The sequence below is a fragment of the Actinophytocola gossypii genome, assembly GCF_025165815.1.
Classification (GTDB): domain Bacteria; phylum Actinomycetota; class Actinomycetes; order Mycobacteriales; family Pseudonocardiaceae; genus Actinophytocola; species Actinophytocola gossypii.
Map to the genome: position 1 here is coordinate 262,314 of NZ_JAFFZE010000015.1, position 18,917 is coordinate 281,230.

Consider the following 18,917-nt stretch of genomic DNA (forward strand, 5'->3'; position numbering starts at 1 on the left):
GGTCCGCTCATCCTAGCCACCGCGACCGCGTCGTCCCCGCCGTGGTCGAGGGTGTCGTCGGCCGTCAGTAGTAACCCTTCCCGCTGTCGAGCAACTCGCGGATCGTGTCCGCGTGACCGGCGTGCCGGGCGGTCTCCTCGATCATGTGCAGCATCATCCACCGCAGGTTCGCCCGGCCGGAGCCGAAGTCGCGGTTGCGGCCGACGGTGTCGAGCGGGTGCGCGGCCAGGATCTCGTCGGAGACCGCGCACTGGCGCCGGTAGTCGTCGAGCAGGGTGGCCAGCGGGACGTCGCCGACCATGAAGTCCGCGTCCTCCTCCGCCGACTCCTGGAACTGCGGGTTGTCCTCCCGGCCGCGGTCGAGGAACAGCACCTCGAACCAGCAGTGCTCGACCCAGCGCAGATGGGAGACCAGGCCGGCCATCGTCATCAGTGGCGAGTCCGGGAGCACCGAGCGGTGTGCGTCGGCCTCGGCGAGTCCTTCGCACTTCCAGTGGACGATCGCGCGCTGCAGGTTCAGCCAACCGGCCAGTTGGGACCGCTCGTCGGCCTCGAAGTCGGGGCGTACCCGGGGAATCGTCATGCGCGCGGAGGCTACGGCCCGGTCCGGTACGCGCGCACGCGCATTTCGTGTTCGGTACCCGGGTTGACGCCGTGATAGGAATGTTACATGTTGCGTTGGCGTGTCTTGATCGTGCTGGCACTGGTCCTGCTCTCCGGGTGCACGGCGCAGGCGCCGGCGGCCAGCCCACCAGGCCCGGAAACCCCGCAGGCCTACCAGCTGGTCAGCCGGCCGGACCTGCGACCACCACGGATCTCGATCCGCACCGCGGAGGCGGGGCTCGATCCCGGTTACGTGTTCCTGATGGTGCGGTTCAGCGACCGGGAGAAGGGCGACCCGCAGGCCTACGCGGTCGTCGTGGACCGGACGGGCGAACTGGTGTGGACCAAACGCTTCGACGACGACGGCACCTTCCCCAACGACCTGGCGGTGCAGACGTACCGGGGCCAGCCGGTGATCACCTACTGGCGGGGCGCGTCGGAGGAGCAGGGCTGGGCCAACGGCGAGTACGTGCTGCTGGACTCCCGGTACCGCGAGGTCGCCACGGTCGCCGGCGGCAACGGGTACCACGCGGACTTCCACGACCTGGAGATCACCCCGCGCGGGACCGCGTACGTGCTGTCCTACCCGACCGTGCGCGGGAACGAGGAGGTGCGCGAGGGCGTGATCCAGGAGGTCGACATCGACACCGGGAAGGTGCTGTTCGAGTGGCACAGCATCGACCACATCGGTCTCGAGGAGTCGGCGGCCCCCGCCCCCGAGGAGAACGAGGCGTTCGACTACTTCCACATCAACTCGGTCGACGAGGGCCCGGACGGCGACCTGCTCGTGTCCGCGCGGCACACCAAGGCGATCTACCGGATCGACCGTGCGACCGGCGAGGTCGAGTGGACGATGGGCGGCTCGCACAGCGACTTCGACCTCGGCGAGGGCGTCGAGTTCGGCTGGCAGCACGACGCGCGCTGGCACTCCGACGGCCGGATCAGCCTGCTGGACAACGCGTCCAACCTCGACGACCAGGGCCCACCGTCGCGCGCGCTGACGCTGGAGGTCGACGAGGACGAGCGAACGGCGGAGATCGCCAGCGAGTACGAGAGCCCGGACGAGCTGACCAGCGGCAGCCAGGCCAACCACCAGCTGCTGCCGAGCGGGAACAGCGTGGTCGGCTGGGGGTCGCGGCCGGCGTTCACCGCGTTCGCCCCGTCCGGCGAGATCCTGCTGCACGGGACGCTGCCGCAGGACACGTTCTCGTACCGGGCGGTGCTCGCCGAGTGGGCCGGCGAGCCGGACGGGTCGCCGGCGGCGGTGGTCCGGGACTCGAAGGTGTACGTGTCGTGGAACGGTGCCACCGAGGTACGCGAGTGGCGCCTGCTCACCGGCGACAGCGAGGGCGAGATGGCGGAGGCTGCGGTGTCCCCCCGAACGGGCTTCGAGACGGCCATCGACCTCCCGGACGACGCCGCGTACGTGGCGGTCGAGGCCGTTGACGACCAGGGCAACGCGATCGGGCGCTCCGGGGTCACGTCAGCCGAGCGCTGACCACCCGATGGGCTGAACGGCCCAGCCGGTACGGCCGTTGGGCGCTGCCGTACCGATACGGTCGGTGACTGTGCGTGTCGAACCGGCTGCGGTCCTCGGGGTTGGCTGGTACCTGCCGGTGCCCTACCTCGCCGTGCGGTTCGGCGGGGGATGGGCGGCCGGGCTGGTGCTCGCGGCGCTGCTCGCCGGAGTGGTGCTCGGGCGTGCGGTCCGTTGGCGGGTTCGAGGGTGCGTGCTGGGTGCCGCCGGGTTCGCCGTGCTCGGTCTGGCCGACGCGCTGCCGGCGGTGCTCGCCGGGGCGGTGGCGGTCGGGGCCGGAGGTGCGCTGACCGGTGCGGGGGAGAGCCGGTTCGGCGCGCTGGTCGGGCCGGTGCTCGGGCTCGCGCTGGTCACCGTGGGGTTCCCGGTCGCCTGCCTGGTGGCCGCGAGCGGTTGGGCCGTGGTCGGCGGACTGTCGCTGCGGGACCGCCTGTCCCCGGTGGACGCCGGTGGCCTGGCGGGCGACGTCGGCGGGCGGCCGTCCTGGGTGGACGGCGGTGCTCGGGGTGCGACCGCCGGGCGGCCGTCCTCGGCGGACGCTGGTGGGCCGTCGTCCTCGACCGGCGCTGGTGGGCTGTCGTCCTCCACCGGCGCTGGTGGGCCGTCGTCCGCCACCGGCGACGGTGGGCGGGGTGTGCTGCGTCGACTGGTGTTCGCCGTCGGGGGGCCGTGGGCATTGGTGCCGGTGCTGCCGTTGGCCGCTCGCCATGTCGGCGGTGCGGTCGTGGCCGCCTCGCTGTTCGTGGCGTTCGTGGTGACGGTGGTGGTGGTCCGGGACGGGGTCGCGGTGTGGGCGTGCGCGCGGTGGACCCGGCACCGGCGGCGCGTCGTCGGCGTCGCGGTCCTCGGCGTGGCGTTCGTGCCGCCCGCGCTGACCGCGGCCACCGGGGCCGAGCCGGTGCCGGCGGCGATCGCGCTGCTGTTGTGCGCGGCGCTGCTGGCGCTCGGGACCGCGCTCGTCCCGGTCGGCCCGGGGGTGGCGGCCGTGGTGGTGCTCGCCGCCGGTGGTCTGGCCGGACTCGGCGTGGCGGTGCTGCCGTGGCTGGTGCTCACCGCCGCCGGGGCGGGCGGTGCCCGGTTGCTGCACCGGTCCGGGATCAGGCCATCGGCTCGCGCAGCCTGCGCAGTGTGTCCGCGTACATGCCGGCCTTGATCGCGCCCAGCGTGCTGGGGTTCTTGCCGGCCAGCGGCCGCACCTTCGCCACCGCCGTGGCCAGCACCTCCGCCTCCGCGACCGCGGCGTCGACCACGCCGGCCGCCGCCGCGTCGGTGCCGCCGAAGCGCCGGCCGGTCGTCATCGCCTCGAGCGCCGCGGCCGGGGTGAGCTTGTGCTGGACGAGCGCGGACATGCCGGGCGCGAACGGGAGGTTGATGTCGACCTCGGGCAGGCAGAAGAACCCCCGGTCGGCGCGCATCACCCGGAAGTCGTGCGCCAGCGCCAGCATCGCGCCGGCCGCGAACGCGTGTCCCTGGATCGCGGCGACCGTCGGGGCCGGGAACTCCAGCACCCGGGCCAGCAGGGCCTGCACGTCGCCGATGTAGGACGCCAGCTGGTCGCCGTGCCGGCCGAGCCATTCGAGGTCGAGCCCGTTGGAGAAGAACTTGCCGGTGGCGGTGGTGACCAGCGCTCGGGGCTCGGCCCGCTCGACCTCGTCGAGGGCCGCGCCGACCTCGGACAGCCAGTCGGGATGGAACCGGTTCTCGTCGTCGCCAAGGTCGAGCACGAACACATCGGCGTCACGGGTCAGTTTCGGCATGACACGACAATACTCGCCGGTAACATCTCTTCGGGTGAGTCCACTGAGGACGTCGCTGACCTGCGGGTACCGTGTGGGTGATGCTTCGGCCACCGGTGGAGATGGCGTTGGCACGGGACGAGCGGGAGGTTCCGGGGCCGGACCACCGCTGGAGCTACGAGCCGAAGTTCGACGGCTGGCGGGCGGCCGTGTTCACCGCCGCCGGCGTCGTCCAGTCCCGCCGGGACAACGACCTCGCCGCCCGGTTCCCCGAGGTCGTCGTCGCCGTCGGCGGCCTGGGCGACCTGGTGCTCGACGGCGAGCTGGTCGCGCTGCGCGAGGGCAGGCTCGACTTCGGTGCCCTCACCTCGATGCCGAGGTCCCGTCTCCGCGCCGGCATCGCGGTCTACTTCGTCGCGTTCGACCTGCTCGCCGACGGCGACGAGGACCTGCGCCCGCGCCCGTACCGGGAGCGCCGCGAGCGGCTCGAATGGCGCCTCACCGCGGTGGGCCCGCCGCTGCAACTGGTGCCCGCGACGCCGGACCGGGACGCCGCGCTGGAGTGGATGAAGCCCGAGGTCGCCGACGTCGGCATCGAGGGCGTGGTCGCCAAGGACGCGAACAAGCCGTACCGCGCCGGCCGCACCGGCGACTGGCTCAAGATCCGGCAGAAGATCGTGGTCGACGCGGTCGTCGTCGGCGTCGCGGGCGCCGTCTCCCGACCCGAGGCCCTGGTCCTGGCCCGCCCGGACGAGACGGGCGAGCTGCGCCAGATCGGCCTGTCCCTGCCGTTGTCACCGGCGCTGCGCGACGCCGCGGCCCCCCTCGTCATCCCCACCGACGAGCCGCGCCGCCGCCTGCCGGGGGCCGTGCTCGGCCAGCAGGGCACCGAGTACCAGCCGGTGCGCCCCGCGCTGGTCGTCGAGGTGGAGGCCGAGGCGACCGTGCTGGGGTTCACCGCCCGCCTGCGCCCGAAGGTCTACCGGATCCGCCCCGAGCTCGCCCCAGCTGACGTACGGTTCACCCGTGGCTGACGAGGTCGAGGTGCTCGAGGTGGCCGGTCGCGCCGTCCGGATCACGAATCCCGGCAAGGTGTTCTTCCCCGAACGCGGCGAGACCAAACTCGACCTCGCTCGCTACTACCTCGCGGTCGCCGACCCGCTGATGGCCGCGATGGGCGGCCGCCCGGTCATGCTGCAACGGTTCCCCAACGGCGTCGGCGGCTCGTCGTTCTTCCAGAAGCGGGTGGCCGCCACCAAGGCCGACCCGTGGCTCACCACCACCCGCGTGTCCACCCCGAACGGCACCGTGTCCGACGCGCTGGTGGCGGTCGACCTGGCGCACGTGCTGTGGGCGGTGAACATGGGCTGCCTCGGCTTCCACGTCTGGCCCACCACCGCCGCCGACCCCGAGCACGCCGACGAACTACGGGTCGACCTGGACCCGGGCCCCGGCGTCACCTTCGGGATGATCCAGGAGGCCGCCGCCGAGACGAGGACACTCCTCGACGAGTTGGGCGTGGCCGGCTTCCCCAAGACCACCGGCAACCGCGGCATCCACGTGTACGTACGGCTCCAGCCCCACTGGGACGGCTACGCCGTGCGCTCGGCGGCCGTCGCCCTGGCGCGCGAGCTGGAGCGCCGCCGCCCGGACCTGCTGACCGCGGCCTGGTGGAAGGAGGAACGCGGCACCCGCGTGTTCGTCGACTACAACCAGAACGCCCCGCACAAGACGGTGTTCGGGGCGTGGTCGGTGCGCGCCAACCCACACGCGGGCGTCTCCACCCCGTTCGCCTGGCCCGACCTGGAGTCGATCGACCCGGCCGCGCTCACCCTGGCCACCGTCCCCACGCGCCTCACCGAACACGGCGACCCATGGTCCGCGATGACCCCGCAGTCCCTGGAACCGTTGCTGGCCATGCACGAACGCGACGCCGCCGCCGGCCTGCTGGACGCGCCGTGGCCGCCGGTCTACCCGAAGATGCCCAACGAACCCCCGCGCGTCGCGCCCAGCAGAGCCCGCAAGGACTAGGCGGAGTTCATCAGGTCCAGCGCGCTCTGTTGGCGGGCGGCGTCGGTGCTGTCCAGTGGTCCGGCCCAGTGCAGGCCGTACTGGTCGAGGGCGTTGCGGTTCGTCGCGTGGGCGCGGTCGGCCTGGCGGTGCAGGTACGACGTGTACGGGTGGTCGGGCAGGGCCGCGTTCAGCGCGCCGAGGCCGCGGGCGTAGATGCCCTTGAACGACGGTCCGTCCGCCCCGCACGAGCCCGACTCGCACGGGTCGCGGAGGATTCCGCCCGGGTTGAGGGTGGGGTCGGTGGTGGAGGCGTCGGCCAGTTGCCTCGCGCGGGCGAGCAGGGACGGGTCGCCGGTCGCTCGGCGCAGTTCGACCAGGGCGTCGAGCAGCACGCCCTGGTTGTAGCTCCACACCGGCTGGCCGTTGTTGCGGCAGGACGCGTCCAGGCCGTCGTTGACCAGGTTCGCGGCGTTGATCATGCCGGTGCCGGCGAACCACGCCCACCCGGTCCGCGCGCGTGCGAGGTGGACGGTGTCGCCGGGGATCCGGTTGTGCAGGGCGGCGTTCACCTGGATGTACAGCTCGTTGGTGATCGCGTTCTTGTACGTTCGCGCGGTGCTCCACCACACGCCGCCGCCGCAGGTGTCGTCCCAGTAGGCGTGCATGTGGTCGGCGGCGATGCGCGCGGTGTCGAGGTAGCGGCGGTCGCCGGTGAGGTCGTAGGCGGCTGTCCAGGCCATCGCCCACCAGCCGGTGTCGTCGAGGTAGTCGTTGCGGAAGTGGCCGAGGGCCGCGTCGACGTTGCGGTCGTAGGTGGTGGGGATGACGTAGGCGTAGCTGGCCATGCCGGACACCCGGATGTTGTCGATCACCGCGGTGAGGGCGTTGGCCGAGTTCCACCAGCCGGTGGTGGCGAACAGGCCGGTGTCCTGGCGGTAGAACATCATCAGCGCGGTCGCCGCGGCGGTCCGCCGGTCCCAGGCGTTCCACGTGGTCCGCGCCCACTCCGTGCACGCGATCCCGGGCGCGTCGACCGCCTTCCCGCACGCCCGCAGCGCGCCGACGCCGCGGTTGGCCCAGTCGTCCACGTTGTACATCAGGGTGCGCCAGCCGCCCGCGCCGGGCGGGACGCGGGTGTCGCCGAGCCGGCTGCCCCCGGCCCAGGTGCGGCCGCCGTCGAAGGAGCGGTCCAGCCACAGCTCGTCGCCCTCGTGGCCGCCGGTCAGGGCGGCCCAGCCCATCGCGTCGGTGTCGTTGACGTGCAGGGAGATCCGCCGGCCGTGCAGGGTGACGGCGACCGGCTCACGGTCGGCCGGCGCGAGTGCCGGGTCCCTGGCGTCGCAGTACTTGTTGCACACCACGGCCAGCGGGGCCGGCGCGGGGGATGCCGGGGGCGAGGTCGCGGGAGATGGTGCGGGGGCCGACTCGATCGGTGCCGAGGGCGACGGCTTCGGGTCGGGCTCGGCGGTCGCCGTCGGGGCCGCGAGCACGAGCAGGGCGGTGACGAGGGCAGGGGTCAACAGCGATCTCGGCATCGAGACCTCCTGGCGATGCGCTCCCGGAGCCGGGCAGGGGTCGGCTCCGCGGGGGAGAGCGCTTACCTCGACGGTATTTCACCAACTACTCCAGGTCAACGAACCTTGTGCACGAACCAGAACCGGCGGAAGCTGAGCGCCATGGCTCCGATCTCCCGCCGCCGCGCCCTGTCCCTGGTCCCCGCCGCGGGGCTGCTCACGCTGGTCCGCCCCGGACTCCCGGCCGCCGGAGCGGCCGCCGCTGGAACGTCCGCCGCCGAACCGGCCCGGCTGCTGACCAACGCCGTCACGATGCTCGCCGGCACCGCCGAGACCAACGCCCGACCCGAGGTCGCCGGCCGGCTCGCCGCGATCGACAACGCCGCGCGCACCCGCCTCGCCGCCCTGGACGCCGCGGGTGACGGCGAGCTGTTCGCCGGCCTCCCGCTCGGCACCAGCGACGTCAACCTGACCCGCTCGTTCCAGTACCTGTACGAGATCGCCCTCGCCACCCGCACCCCCGGCCTCGACCTCGACCCCGCCGCGACGGCCCGCGTGCTCGACGGGCTGACCTGGCTGCACGAGCACCACTACGGCGACCAGTCCGCCGGCTACTACGGCAACTGGCACAACTGGGAGATCGCCATCTCCACCCACGTCAGCCGGATGCTGGCCCTGCTCGGCGACCGGGCGGGCGACCTCGCCGCCACCTACGTCGCCTCGATGGACGCCTACCTGCGCAACGGCAAGAACGGCGACGTCGACCTCGACTCCCGGTTCCACACCGGAGCGAACCTGGCCGACATCACCACCAACCGGATCCTGCAGGGCGCGGTGCTCGCCGACGAGTCCCGGGTGACCAAGGCCGTCGCCGACCAGAGCACGGTGTTCGCCACGATCGACCCCTACCGGCTCCAACACGGTGTCACCGACGGCTACTACGCCGACGGCTCGTTCATCCAGCACCACTCGGTGGCCTACACCGGCTCCTACGGCAAGGCGCTGCTGACCAGGGTGGTGCAGGCGATCAAGATCCTCGACGGCACGCCGTACGGGGGCGGCGCCGGCCTGACCGACGTGGTGCGCGGCTGGGTGGTGAACGGGTTCGCGCCGCTGATCTTCGAGGGCTGGATGATGGAGACGGTCAAGGGTCGCGCGGTCTCCCGCACCACCACCGGGTACGCCGACGTCGGCATCGTGGTGGAGGCGATCGTGGACCTCGCCGACCACGTCGACCGCGCGTCGCTCGCCGGTTACGTCAAGCACCTCCGCTCGACCTCACGGGAGGACCTGGACCCGGCCCGGTTCGTGTCCCCGGTGAGCGTCGCGCGCTACGCCGACATCCTGGCCGACGACACCATCCCGGCCGGTGACCTCAACCCGTCGCGGCGCAGCGTCGCGTTCAACGCGATGGACCGCACCGTGCACCGGCGCCCGGGCTGGGCGTTCGCGCTGTCCCGCAGCTCCGACCGGATCAGCAAGTACGAGTACATGAACGGGGAGAACCTGTTGCCCTGGTTCCAGGGCGACGGGTCGTACCACCTGTACCTGTCCGGGCAGGACCAGCGGCGGACCCACGGCGTCGACTTCTACACGACGGTCTCGCCGTACCGGCTGCCCGGCGTGACCGCACCGGTCGAGGAACGCCGGTCGATCCCCGAGCTGTACGGGCGGTACTGGTACGAGAACCCGGACCACCCGCTGGGGTTCACCTCGTCGTCGGAGTCGCAGAACACCTACGTCTACTTCCCGCGCGGCACCAACGAGTTCTCCGGTGGCGCCACCCTCGGCGCGTACGGCGCGGCCGGCATGACCCAGTCCGACGACGTGCCCTATGTGGACAAACAGGCCGGGGTGCTCCCGGACGACTTCGTGGTCTACCGGAACGCGCGCTCGACGAAGTCCTGGTTCCTGCTCGACGACGAGGTCGTCGTGCTCGCCGCCGGCATCCACGACCCGGACGGCCGCGACGTCGTGACCACAGTGGACAGCCGGATCGCGCTGCCGGACGACGACATCACGGTCACCGGCGCCCGGCCCGGCACCGACCGGGTACGTTGGGTGCGCTGGGCGAACGCCACCGAGGGCACGGCCGTCGGCTACGTCTTCGCCCGGCGGCAGCGGGTGAACGTCGAGCTGGGACCGGTGACCCGCAGCCGCCGCGTGGTGCGCGTGTCCAATCCGGACACCGAGGTGACCAGGAACGTGTTCACCCTGTCGGTCGAGGGGGAGGGCGAGCTGGCCTACGCACTGGTGCCCAACGCCACCGAGGAGCGCCTGCGTTCCTATTCGGACGGTCCGCTGAGCGTGCTGGCGAACTCCCGGCGGCTGCAGGCGGTCAAGCACGCCGGCCTGGAGCTGGTGGCGCTCAACGCGTTCACCGACGGCTGGCACCGCGCCGAGCGCCTCGCCGTGCACGGCCCCGCCTCCGTCATCGCCCGGCGCGACCGGCACACCGTGGAACTCGGCGTCTCGGATCCGACCATGAACCGGAACGAGGTGCGCGTCGTCGTCCGCGGCGGCCCGCTGCGGCTCGTGCATGCCGACGAGGGCGTCCGGACCCGTCGTGTTCCCGGCGGCACGCTGGTCACCGTCCGCACCCACCAGGCCTACGGCCGGAGTTTCACCGCAACCCTCCGGCACCACTGACTCCGAAACTTCCGGACGCCCTTCTCGGTCGCAGGAGGGCGTTGACAGGCATGCACGCAGGGTCCTAGCATCAATTTCGGAACGAATCCGAAAGTTTCGGACGAGGCGACGGAGGTTCCGCGTGCGCTCACCGGCCCGGTGCGTGGTTCGCCTGCTGACGCCCCTCGTCCTCATCGGCTCGGGGCGGGGCCCCCCCCCCCCCCCCCCCCCCCCCCCCCGCGCGGGCCCCCCCCCCCCCCCCCCCCCCCCCCCCCCCCCCCCCCGCCCGCGGCCCCCCCCCCCCCCCCCCCCCCCCGCGGCCCCAGCCGAACCCGCCACCAGCCGGCGCTCCGGCCGCCGGTCCACCCGCCGGCGCCAGTCCGCGATGCCGCCGCCGGGCACCGTCTCCGCACTTCCGCCGGTACGGCCCAACAACGTCCCCGGCATCGAGGATCCCTCCCGGTACGAGGAGATCACCCCGATGGGCTGACGCTCCTGGCCAGGATCTCGTCCACGATCCGTCGGCGGTTCCGCTCCGTCAGCCACATGAGATGGTCCGCCTCCGGCCACAGTTCGACCTCCGCCTCCGGCAGCAGCTCACGGAACCGCGCCGCCGCGCGGGTGGCCTCGTGCACCCGGCTCCGACCCGCGAACAGCGCCAGCACCGGCACCCTGATCGCCGCGATCCGGTCGGCCGGCGGGCGGAACTGCGGGGGCATGCGCGCGCGGAAGTTCCTGATCCCGGCCAGGATCAACCGCACATCGGCGCGGTCCAGCACGTCTCCGCCCGCCATCCGGCGCAGGAACAGGCGCCACAACGGGTCCCGGTCGACGAGGGTGGCGAGCAGCCCGATCCACATCACCGACCGCGCGAACCGGACCGTCACCGTCGTCGGGTCGAGCAGCGTCACCCGCCCCAGCCGCTCCGGCGCGTGGATCGCCTGCTGCACGGCGTAGAAACCACCGCTGGAACCGCCGACAAGGTGCACGTCGTCGATGCCCAGCCCGGCCAGCACCTCGTCGAGCCAGCGGGCCCGGTCGGCGTGGTCGCGCAGCGGCGCGGTCTGCACGCTCATGCCCGGCTCGCCGATCGTGTCCACCGCGTACACCGGGTGCTCGGCGCTCAGATCGCCGACCAACGGCGCCCAGCACGCGGCGGTCGCCGACAGGCCGGGCAACAGCACGATCGGCCGCCCACCCGGCTCGCCCCACCGGTACACCCGCGTGACACCGAACGCGGTGTCGACGTCCAGCTCCTTGCTCGGAACGGGAGCCACGCGCATGGCGTCGACGTACCGCTCGACGTACCGCTCCCGATGCTCCCGACTGCGGAAATCCCCGATTCTGCTCATGGTCGGGACGCTACGGTCGCACCTCGCGCACGTCTTGGAAGAACGTAAGCTCCGGGATGTGAGCTCCTGGTCGATGGTGGCGTCCGGGCAGCAGGTCTCGCGGCTGCCCGAGCTGGCGTACGGCCACCCGCACCCGCTGCTCGCCGCGCACGTGCTGACCTACACCGCGCACGACTACGTCCACCCCGAACCGATGCCGTGGCGGTTCGTACCGCTGTGCGCGGTCAGCGTGGGCATCGACCTGGTGGCTCCGCCGCGCTCCGGCATGCCGCCCAGCCCGGTGCTCGGGCTGCGGGACCGTCCGCTGGACGCGGTCGAGGAACCCGGTCACACCAGCGGGATCGCCCTCGGTCTGACGCCGCTCGGGGCGCACGCGTTGTTCGGGCTCCCGCTGGGCGAGTTGGCGAACCAGGTCGTCGCGTTGTCCGACGTGCTCGGGCCGGACGCGGTCCGGTTGACCGAGCGGCTGGCCGAGACGCCCGGCTGGGCGGCCCGGTTCCGGCTGCTGGACACCGAGTTGCTGACCCGGTTGCGCACCGCGCCGGTGCTCGCCCGGCCGGTGCGCGGCGCGTGGCACCGGCTCACCAGCTCCCACGGCCGCGTGCGGATCGCCGACCTGGCCGACGAGCTCGGCTGGACCCGCCAGCACCTGGCCGCGCGGTTCCGCGAGCACATCGGCCTGACCCCGAAGACCGTCGCCAGGATGGCCCGGCTGAACCGGGCGGTGACACTGCTACCGGGCCGACCACCGGCGGACGTCGCGCTGGCCTGCGGATACGCCGACCAGGCGCACCTGAACCGGGACTTCCGCCTGCTGACCGGGAGCACGCCGTCGGCCTACCCGCCGGCCGACCCGCCCCGGCTCAGCGCGGTTGGTCGGGATCGCGCCTGAGGGCGTCCCCGGGCAGCGTCACCGTCACCACGAGTCCACCGCCCTGCCGCGCGACCGCCACCGCGTCCCCGCCGTGCGCCCTGGCCACCGAGCGGACGATCGACAGGCCCAAGCCGGCCCCGGGCGACGTCGCCAGGCGGTCGGGCTGGCGGCGGAACGGCTCGAACAGGGCGGGCACCTCGTACGGCGGCACCACCGGACCGGTGTTGGCCACGACCAGCTCCACCAGGTCGCCGGCCATCCGGCTCGACACCCGCACCCAGCCGTCCGGCACGTTGTACCGAACCGCGTTCTCCACCAGGTTGTGCACCAGCCGTTCCAGCAACAACGCGTCGCCGGCCGTCCACGCCTCCTCTGCGCTGAGCTCCACCGGGAACGACGACTGCCCGACCACGTGGGTCACCACGTCGGCCAGGTCCACCGGGAACCGGTCGGTGACCTCGTTGTCCGCGCGCGCCAGCAGCAACAGCCCCGCGATCAGCCGCTCGTGCCGCGTGTAGATCTCCAGCAGGTGCTCGCCGAGCCGCCGCACGTCCTCCGAGGCTGACCTGCGGTGCATCGCCACCTCGACCAGCGACCGGCCCAGGGTCAGCGGCGTGCGCAACTCGTGCGACGCGTTCGCCACGAACCGGCGCTGGCCGTCGAAGGACCGGTCGAGCCGCTCGACCATCGTGTCGAACGTGTCGGCGAGGTCCTTCACCTCGTCGTCCGGGCCGCGCAGCGCGATCCGCTCGTGCAGGCCCTTGTCCGCGGCTGGAGCAAGGGAGATCCGGCGCGCGGTGTCGGTGACCCTGTGCAGCGGAGCCAGGACCCGCCCCGCGACCAGCCAGCCGAGCCCGGCGGCGGCGCCGCCGACCACGCCGAGCGCGATCGCGCCCTGAGCGAGCAGCGAGGTCGACGCGGCGTCGCGCAGCCGGCCCTGCTGCTCGATCATCCACCGCTGTGCCTCCGGGACGGCGATCTCCGCCCCCTCACCCGTCCGGAAGCTGGTCTCGCCGGTCCCCGGGTCCACCTGCGCGACGATCTTCTGCGTCGAGCGGGAGATCTGCTGGCTGAACAGCGCGTACGTCGCGCCGAGCAGGACCACCCCGGCCACCAGGAACAGGCCCCCGTAGATGAGGGTGAGTCGGGCGCGCAGCGTGATCCGGCGCGGCAGCACTCGCCTCACGGGATGCGGTACCCGACGCCATTGACGGTCCGCACGACCGCCGGCTCGCCGAGCTTGCGACGCAGCTTCAGGATGGTGAGCCGCACGACGCCGGTGAACGGGTCCGCGTGCTCGTCCCACGCCTTTTCCAGCAGGTGCTCGGTCGGCACCGCCGCGCCCTCGGCCAGCAGCAGCTCGGTGAGCACGGCGAACTCCTTGCGGGACAACGGGACGTAGTGCCCGTCGCGGAACACCTCGCGGCGGGCCGGGTCGAGCGTGATGCCGGCGCGGCGCAGCACGGGCGGCGCGGCCGGCCTGGCTCGCCGTCCGAGCGAGCGCACCCGCGCGGCGAGTTCGGGGAAGGCGAACGGTTTGGTGAGGTAGTCGTCGGCGCCCAGCCCGAGGCCTTCGACCCGGTCGGTGACCTCGGCGGCCGCGGTCAGCATCAGCACGCGCGCGGTCGACGGTGACGCCACCAGCTCCCGGCAGACCTCGTCACCCGACACCGCGGGCAGGTTCCGGTCCAGCACCACCACGTCGTAGTCGTGCACGGTCAGCCGGTCGAGCGCGGCGGCGCCGTCGAGGGCGACGTCCACCGCGTGCGCCTCGTCGCGTAGCCACTCCGCGATCGCCTCCGCGAGCATCGGCTCGTCCTCCACCACCAACACCCGCATCTCCGAATGATCGCCCAGCACCGTGTTTCCTCTCCGTTAGCGAGGACGGAAACCCCGCGGAAACCGGCGAGCGCGTTGGCTCCTCCCCGACCGGACCACCGATCGAGGAGTGCGAGACATGAGACGCGGACTGACCGTGCTGGCCGCCGTCGCGGCCCTGGCCCTGGCGGGATGCGGGTCCGAGGAGGACGGCGGTGGGGTGGCGTCCGCCAACGGCGGCGGCACCACTGAGGACACCGGCGCCGCAGAGCCCGGCCTGAGCCGACAGGAGATGGGCGTCAAGTTCGCCCAGTGCATGCGGGAGAACGGCGTGCCCATGGACGACCCCGAGCCGGGCAAGGGCGTCCAGCTCAAGCTCGACGGCAGCGTGCCCCGGGAGACCGTCGACGCGGCGATGGAGGCCTGCCGCGAGTACAGCCCGCAGCAGAACGGCGGCGGCGACCCGCGGATGGAGGAGCGGTCCCGCGTGTTCGCCCAGTGCATGCGGGACAACGGCGTCGAGGAGTTCCCGGACCCCGAGCCCGGTCAGGGCGGCATCCGGATCGACCGCGGAGTCGCGCAGGACCCGGACTTCGACGCCGCGCAGCGGACCTGTCAGGAAGTCCTCGCCGGGCCGGGGGCGGAGGGCGGCGCATGACCGAGGTCGAGGAGAGACGACCGCGCCGGAAGGGCCGGGGCTGGAAGGTCGCCGTGGCGGTCGTGGTGCTCGCCGCCGGCGGCGCCACCGCGGCCGCCGTCCTGCGGCCGGGCACGGGCCGGTCGGCCGCGCAGACCGACGCCGACCTTCCGATCAGCACGGTCGAGGTGACCAGGCAGACGCTCGACGACACGCACACCGCCGACGGCGAGCTCGGCTACGGCGAGACCACCACCGCGGTCAACCGCCTGCGCGGCACGCTCACCGCGGTGCCCGACGGCGGCGCTGTGGTCAAGCGGGGCCAGGCGCTGTACGCGGTGGACGACCAGCCGGTGACCCTGCTGTACGGCGCCGTCCCGGCCTACCGCACGCTCGCTCCCGGCACCGAGGGCGCCGACGTGCGCCAGCTCGAGGAGAACCTGGCCGCCCTCGGCCACACCGGCTTCACCGTCGACGAGGAGTACACCGGCGCCACCGCCGAGGCCGTGTCGGCGTGGCAGGCGAGCCAGGGCGTCGAGGAGACCGGCACCGTCCAGCTGGGTCGGATCGTGTTCGCGCCAGGTGAGGCGCGGGTGGACAGCGTCGCCGCCGGAGTCGGCGAGCCGGTCGCACCCGGCGTGCCGGTGCTCGCCTACACCGGCACCGAGAAGGCCGTCGTCGTCGAGCTCGACCCGGCCGACCAGCGGATGGCCCGGCCGGGCGCGACGGTGACCGCCACCCTGCCGGACGGCTCGACCACACCGGGCAGGATCGCCGAGGTCGCCACCGTGATCGAGCCGGGCGACGGACAGGGCCAGGAACCGGCCACCAAGGTCCGGGTGTTGGTCCCGCTCGCGGACCAGAAGGCCGCGGAGATGTGGGCGCTCGCGTCGGTCGACGTCACGTTCACCGCCGAACGGCGGGAGGACGTGCTCACCGTGCCGGTCGCCGCGCTCGTGGCGCTGGCCGAGGGCGGGTTCGGTGTCGAGGTCGTGGCGGGTTCTGCATCGCGGTACGTGCCGGTGCGGACCGGCCTGTTCGCCGGCGGCCGGGTCGAGGTCACCGGGGACGGGCTCGCGGAGGGGACGACCGTGGGGGTGCCGGAATGATCGCGCTGACCGACGTGGCGAAGGTCTACCCCGGTGGCGTGACCGCGCTCGACCGGGTGTCGCTGGAAGTCGGGGCCGGTGAGTTGGTCGCGATCGTCGGCCCGTCCGGTTCGGGCAAGTCGACGATGCTCAACGTCCTCGGCACGCTCGACCGGCCGACCTCGGGGACCGTGCGAGTCGACGGGCACGACGTGGCGGCCCTCTCCGACGCGAGGCTGTCGGCACTGCGGGCGCACCGGATCGGGTTCGTGTTCCAGCAGTTCCACCTCGCCGCGGGCACACCGGCACTGGACAACGTCGCCGACGGGTTGCTCTACACGGGGTCGCGGGCGGCGGAGCGGCGCCGCCTGGCCGCCGCCGCGCTGCGCCGGGTCGGGCTCGGGCACCGGATGGACCACGAGCCGCAGGAGCTGTCCGGGGGTGAGCGGCAGCGGGTGGCGGTCGCGCGGGCGGTGGCGGGCGACCCGCCCCTGCTGCTCGCCGACGAGCCGACCGGCGCGCTGGACTCCGCGTCCGGCGCCGGCGTGATGGCGCTGTTGCGGGAACTGCACGCGGCCGGCACGACCGTCGTGATCATCACCCACGACCGGGACATCGCCGCGTCCCTGCCTCGCCAGGTCAGCATGCGCGACGGCCGGGTTCTGGCCGACACGGGGGTGACGGCGTGATGCGGCCGGCTCGGTTGTCGCCGAGGGACGTGGTGCGGGTCGGGGCGGTCGGGTTGCGGACCCGGCCGACGAGGGCGTTCCTGTCGGCGTTGGGCATCGCGATCGGGATCGCGGCGATGGTCGGGGTCGTCGGCATCTCGTCGTCGTCCCGGGCGGAGTTGGACGCGACGTTGGAGTCGCTCGGCACCAACCTGTTGACGGTGTCGCCGGGGAGCACGTTCACCGGAGAGGCGGCGGTGCTGCCGCTGGCGTCGGAGGACATGGTCGGCAGGATCGGGCCGGTGGAGTCGCTGTCGGCGGTCGGCCGGGTCGGCGACGCCAAGGTGTACCGCACCGACCGGATCCCCGAGGCGCAGACCAACGGGCTCGTCGCGTACGCCGCCCGCACAGACCTCCGGGACACGGTCGGCGCGCGGGTGCGTAGCGGGACCTGGCTCAACCAGGCCACGAGCAAGTACCCGGCGACCGTGCTCGGCGCGACCGCGGCGGCCCGGCTGGGCATCGGCCGGGCCGCCGCGGACATCCAGGTGCTCGTCGGCGACGAGTGGTTCACCGTCGTCGGCATCCTCGACCCGGCCCCGCTCGCGCCCGAGCTCGACTCCGCCGCACTCGTCGGCTGGCCGGCCGCCGAGTCGGTGTTGGGCTTCGACGGCCACCCGACGACCATCTACACCCGTTCGGCGCACGACCAGGTGGAGGCGGTGCGCGACGTGCTCGGCCCGACGGCGAACCCGGAGGCGCCGAACGAGGTCGAGGTGTCCCGCCCGTCGGACGCGCTGGTCGCCCGACAGGCGGCCGGCGAGGCGTTCACCGGGCTGCTGCTCGGACTTGGCGCGGTGGCGTTGCTGGTCGGTGGGGTCGGGGTGGCGAACACGATGGTGATCTCGGTGCTGGAACGGCGCGCGGAGATCGGGCTGCGGCGCTCGCTCGGCGCGACCAGGGGCCAGATCCGCACCCAGTTCCTGGCCGAGTCGCTGCTGCTGTCCGCGCTCGGTGGGACGGGTGGCGCGCTGCTAGGCGCCGCGGTCACCGCCGGCTATGCCACCTACCAGCTCTGGCCGGTCGTGGTACCGCTGTGGGCCGTGGTCGGTGGCGTGCTCGCGACGCTGGGCATCGGCGGCCTGGCCGGGTTGTACCCCGCCGTCCGCGCGTCCCGGCTGTCCCCGACCGAGGCGCTGGCGACGTGACGGTCGGGGACGTACCCGCCCGGCTCAGCGCGGCTGGTCGGGATCGCGCTTGAGGGCGTTGAGGATCCGGTTCATCATCTCGTCGTCGAGGCCGGAGATGTTCTCGTCCTCGGCGGGGCGGATCGCGGGGGCACGGGTGGTGCCACGGCGCGGGAGCGGCACGACGGTGGCGTCCATGCCGGTGGGCAGCGGCAGGTCCGACCAGATGAGCTGACGGCCGTCGGCCAGGACCTCGACGCCGCTGCTGGACTGCGACAGCTCGGGCGGCACGACCAGGCGCGGCGTCGGGCGGTCGTCCTCGATCTCGACCGACAGGCTGGAGCCGGACAGCCGCAGCCGCACGGTGATCATGGCGAGCGGGGCGGACTTGTCGACCTCGCCGACGACCGCGCGGACCAGGCTCTTCGCCGTGTTGGTGACGTCGGTGACCATCGACTTCACGCGCCACTCGGTCAGGGTGAACCGCACGAACATGTCAGCACAGTTCATGGCGCTCGGCAGCGCGACGAGCCGGAGGTCGTCGACCTGGACGGTCTGGTCGTGCACGGGGTCCTTCCACCGCTTCCTACAGGCAGTTGAGCCAGATCTTGCCCCCAACGGCGCCCACTTGGCAAACGCCCCGGTAGTCAGTGCGGCAGCAGGACCGCGACCCCGGCGATCTCGTCCAGGAACGCGTCGTCGAGCTCGCCGTCGGCGACCTCCTCCGCCTCGGCGACCACGGTCAGTGAGCCCTCCCGTCGCGAGGCGTAGTGTTGGCCGGACAGGCGGATGTCCGGCAGACCGAGGGTCGAGCCGGGCAGCGGGCGCACCTGGCCGGTGCCCCAGGTGTCGTCGATCCGCTTGAACTCCCGCGCCGCGGCCGGTGTGTCGAACCGCACCCACGCCACCGCGATGGCGATCGTGTTGCCGCCCTTGTCGTCGACCGTGAACAGCACCCGGTCCATCACCCGGCACGGCACCCGGCGCAGGTACCGCCGCACCTGGCCGTAGGAGTGGGACGCGCAGTCGGTGTCCCGGCGGCTCGCGTCCTTCGCCGTGCGGGCCATGCCCAGCCGGGACCACGCCACCGTCGGCTCACCGCGCAGCATCGCCTGTCGGCTCGCGGCGAACTGGGCGGCGGAGGCGTTCCCACCGCCCGAGGCGGAACCGGTGGCGGCGCCGCCGTCGTCGTCCTCGTGGTTGGCCAGGACCAGCGCGATGACGACGGCGGCGACGACAATGCCGGTCCCCTTCGCCATGGG

General features: G+C 73.1%; 18 protein-coding genes. 10 read left to right on the forward strand and 8 right to left on the reverse strand.

Annotated elements, in window-relative coordinates:
- Nucleotides 1-64: 64 nt before the first annotated feature.
- Nucleotides 65-583 carry a DinB family protein gene (locus tag JT362_RS20140; protein WP_260192963.1) on the reverse strand — a complete coding sequence of 173 codons (519 nt, stop codon included), beginning with the start codon at nucleotides 581-583 and terminating at the stop codon, nucleotides 65-67.
- Between the two features lie 87 nt (nucleotides 584-670).
- On the opposite strand from JT362_RS20140, the gene JT362_RS20145 reads away from it, so the two are divergent.
- Nucleotides 671-2,101 (forward strand): arylsulfotransferase family protein, encoded by a 1,431-nt coding sequence (locus JT362_RS20145; protein ID WP_260192964.1) that lies wholly within the window; start codon nucleotides 671-673, stop codon nucleotides 2,099-2,101.
- A gap of 70 nt (nucleotides 2,102-2,171) precedes the next feature.
- Entirely contained in the window at nucleotides 2,172-3,293 is a 1,122-nt protein-coding gene (locus JT362_RS20150; protein ID WP_260192965.1) for a hypothetical protein, read from the forward strand.
- Here JT362_RS20150 and JT362_RS20155 read toward each other — a convergent pair.
- Nucleotides 3,238-3,897 carry an enoyl-CoA hydratase-related protein gene (locus tag JT362_RS20155; RefSeq protein WP_260192966.1) on the reverse strand — a complete coding sequence of 220 codons (660 nt, stop codon included), beginning with the start codon at nucleotides 3,895-3,897 and terminating at the stop codon, nucleotides 3,238-3,240. The two genes, JT362_RS20150 and JT362_RS20155, sit on opposite strands and share 56 nt — an antisense overlap.
- Before the next feature lie 80 nt (nucleotides 3,898-3,977).
- On the opposite strand from JT362_RS20155, the gene JT362_RS20160 reads away from it, so the two are divergent.
- Nucleotides 3,978-4,910, forward strand: coding sequence for an ATP-dependent DNA ligase (locus tag JT362_RS20160; protein ID WP_260192967.1), 933 nt, complete (start codon nucleotides 3,978-3,980; stop codon nucleotides 4,908-4,910).
- Nucleotides 4,903-5,907, forward strand: coding sequence for a non-homologous end-joining DNA ligase (gene ligD / locus JT362_RS20165; RefSeq protein WP_260192968.1), 1,005 nt, complete (start codon nucleotides 4,903-4,905; stop codon nucleotides 5,905-5,907). The genes JT362_RS20160 and ligD overlap by 8 nt, the downstream gene beginning before the upstream one ends.
- Here ligD and JT362_RS20170 read toward each other — a convergent pair.
- Nucleotides 5,904-7,424 (reverse strand): glycoside hydrolase family 76 protein, encoded by a 1,521-nt coding sequence (locus JT362_RS20170; RefSeq protein ID WP_260192969.1) that lies wholly within the window; start codon nucleotides 7,422-7,424, stop codon nucleotides 5,904-5,906. The genes ligD and JT362_RS20170 overlap by 4 nt on opposite strands.
- Nucleotides 7,425-7,565: 141 nt before the next feature.
- Here JT362_RS20170 and JT362_RS20175 point away from each other — a divergent pair, with 141 nt between their 5' ends.
- Nucleotides 7,566-10,052, forward strand: coding sequence for a polysaccharide lyase family 8 super-sandwich domain-containing protein (locus tag JT362_RS20175; protein ID WP_260192970.1), 2,487 nt, complete (start codon nucleotides 7,566-7,568; stop codon nucleotides 10,050-10,052).
- A 452-nt stretch (nucleotides 10,053-10,504) separates the two neighbouring features.
- On the opposite strand, the gene JT362_RS20180 is transcribed toward JT362_RS20175, so the two are convergent.
- The gene (locus tag JT362_RS20180; RefSeq protein WP_260192971.1) at nucleotides 10,505-11,383 is read right to left on the reverse strand and encodes an alpha/beta fold hydrolase; all 879 of its coding nucleotides are present in this window, start codon (nucleotides 11,381-11,383) and stop codon (nucleotides 10,505-10,507) included.
- Between the two features lie 58 nt (nucleotides 11,384-11,441).
- On the opposite strand from JT362_RS20180, the gene JT362_RS20185 reads away from it, so the two are divergent.
- Entirely contained in the window at nucleotides 11,442-12,275 is an 834-nt protein-coding gene (locus JT362_RS20185) for a helix-turn-helix transcriptional regulator (RefSeq protein ID WP_260192972.1), read from the forward strand.
- On the opposite strand, the gene JT362_RS20190 is transcribed toward JT362_RS20185, so the two are convergent.
- Nucleotides 12,247-13,443 (reverse strand): sensor histidine kinase, encoded by a 1,197-nt coding sequence (locus JT362_RS20190; protein WP_260192973.1) that lies wholly within the window; start codon nucleotides 13,441-13,443, stop codon nucleotides 12,247-12,249. The two genes, JT362_RS20185 and JT362_RS20190, sit on opposite strands and share 29 nt — an antisense overlap.
- A complete protein-coding gene (locus tag JT362_RS20195; protein ID WP_260192974.1) occupies nucleotides 13,440-14,096 on the reverse strand; it encodes a response regulator transcription factor in 657 nt (218 codons plus the stop codon). The genes JT362_RS20190 and JT362_RS20195 overlap by 4 nt, the downstream gene beginning before the upstream one ends.
- 118 nt (nucleotides 14,097-14,214) lie before the next feature.
- Here JT362_RS20195 and JT362_RS20200 point away from each other — a divergent pair, with 118 nt between their 5' ends.
- The 4 genes from JT362_RS20200 to JT362_RS20215 are packed head-to-tail and all read left to right on the forward strand — an operon-like array spanning nucleotide 14,215 to nucleotide 17,676.
- The gene (locus JT362_RS20200) at nucleotides 14,215-14,733 is read left to right on the forward strand and encodes a hypothetical protein (protein WP_260192975.1); all 519 of its coding nucleotides are present in this window, start codon (nucleotides 14,215-14,217) and stop codon (nucleotides 14,731-14,733) included.
- Nucleotides 14,730-15,821 (forward strand): efflux RND transporter periplasmic adaptor subunit, encoded by a 1,092-nt coding sequence (locus JT362_RS20205; protein WP_260192976.1) that lies wholly within the window; start codon nucleotides 14,730-14,732, stop codon nucleotides 15,819-15,821. Before JT362_RS20200 ends, JT362_RS20205 begins: the two co-directional genes overlap by 4 nt.
- Nucleotides 15,818-16,489, forward strand: coding sequence for an ABC transporter ATP-binding protein (locus tag JT362_RS20210; RefSeq protein WP_260192977.1), 672 nt, complete (start codon nucleotides 15,818-15,820; stop codon nucleotides 16,487-16,489). Before JT362_RS20205 ends, JT362_RS20210 begins: the two co-directional genes overlap by 4 nt.
- A complete protein-coding gene (locus tag JT362_RS20215; protein ID WP_260193241.1) occupies nucleotides 16,489-17,676 on the forward strand; it encodes an ABC transporter permease in 1,188 nt (395 codons plus the stop codon). The genes JT362_RS20210 and JT362_RS20215 overlap by 1 nt, the downstream gene beginning before the upstream one ends.
- 24 nt (nucleotides 17,677-17,700) lie before the next feature.
- Here the strand turns inward: JT362_RS20215 and JT362_RS20220 are convergent, their stop codons facing one another.
- Nucleotides 17,701-18,222, reverse strand: a complete 522-nt coding sequence (locus JT362_RS20220; protein ID WP_260192979.1) for an ATP-binding protein — start codon at nucleotides 18,220-18,222, stop codon at nucleotides 17,701-17,703.
- A gap of 80 nt (nucleotides 18,223-18,302) precedes the next feature.
- Complete coding sequence (locus JT362_RS20225; RefSeq protein WP_260192981.1) at nucleotides 18,303-18,914, reverse strand: hypothetical protein; 612 nt, start codon at nucleotides 18,912-18,914, stop codon at nucleotides 18,303-18,305.
- Nucleotides 18,915-18,917 lie beyond the last annotated feature (3 nt).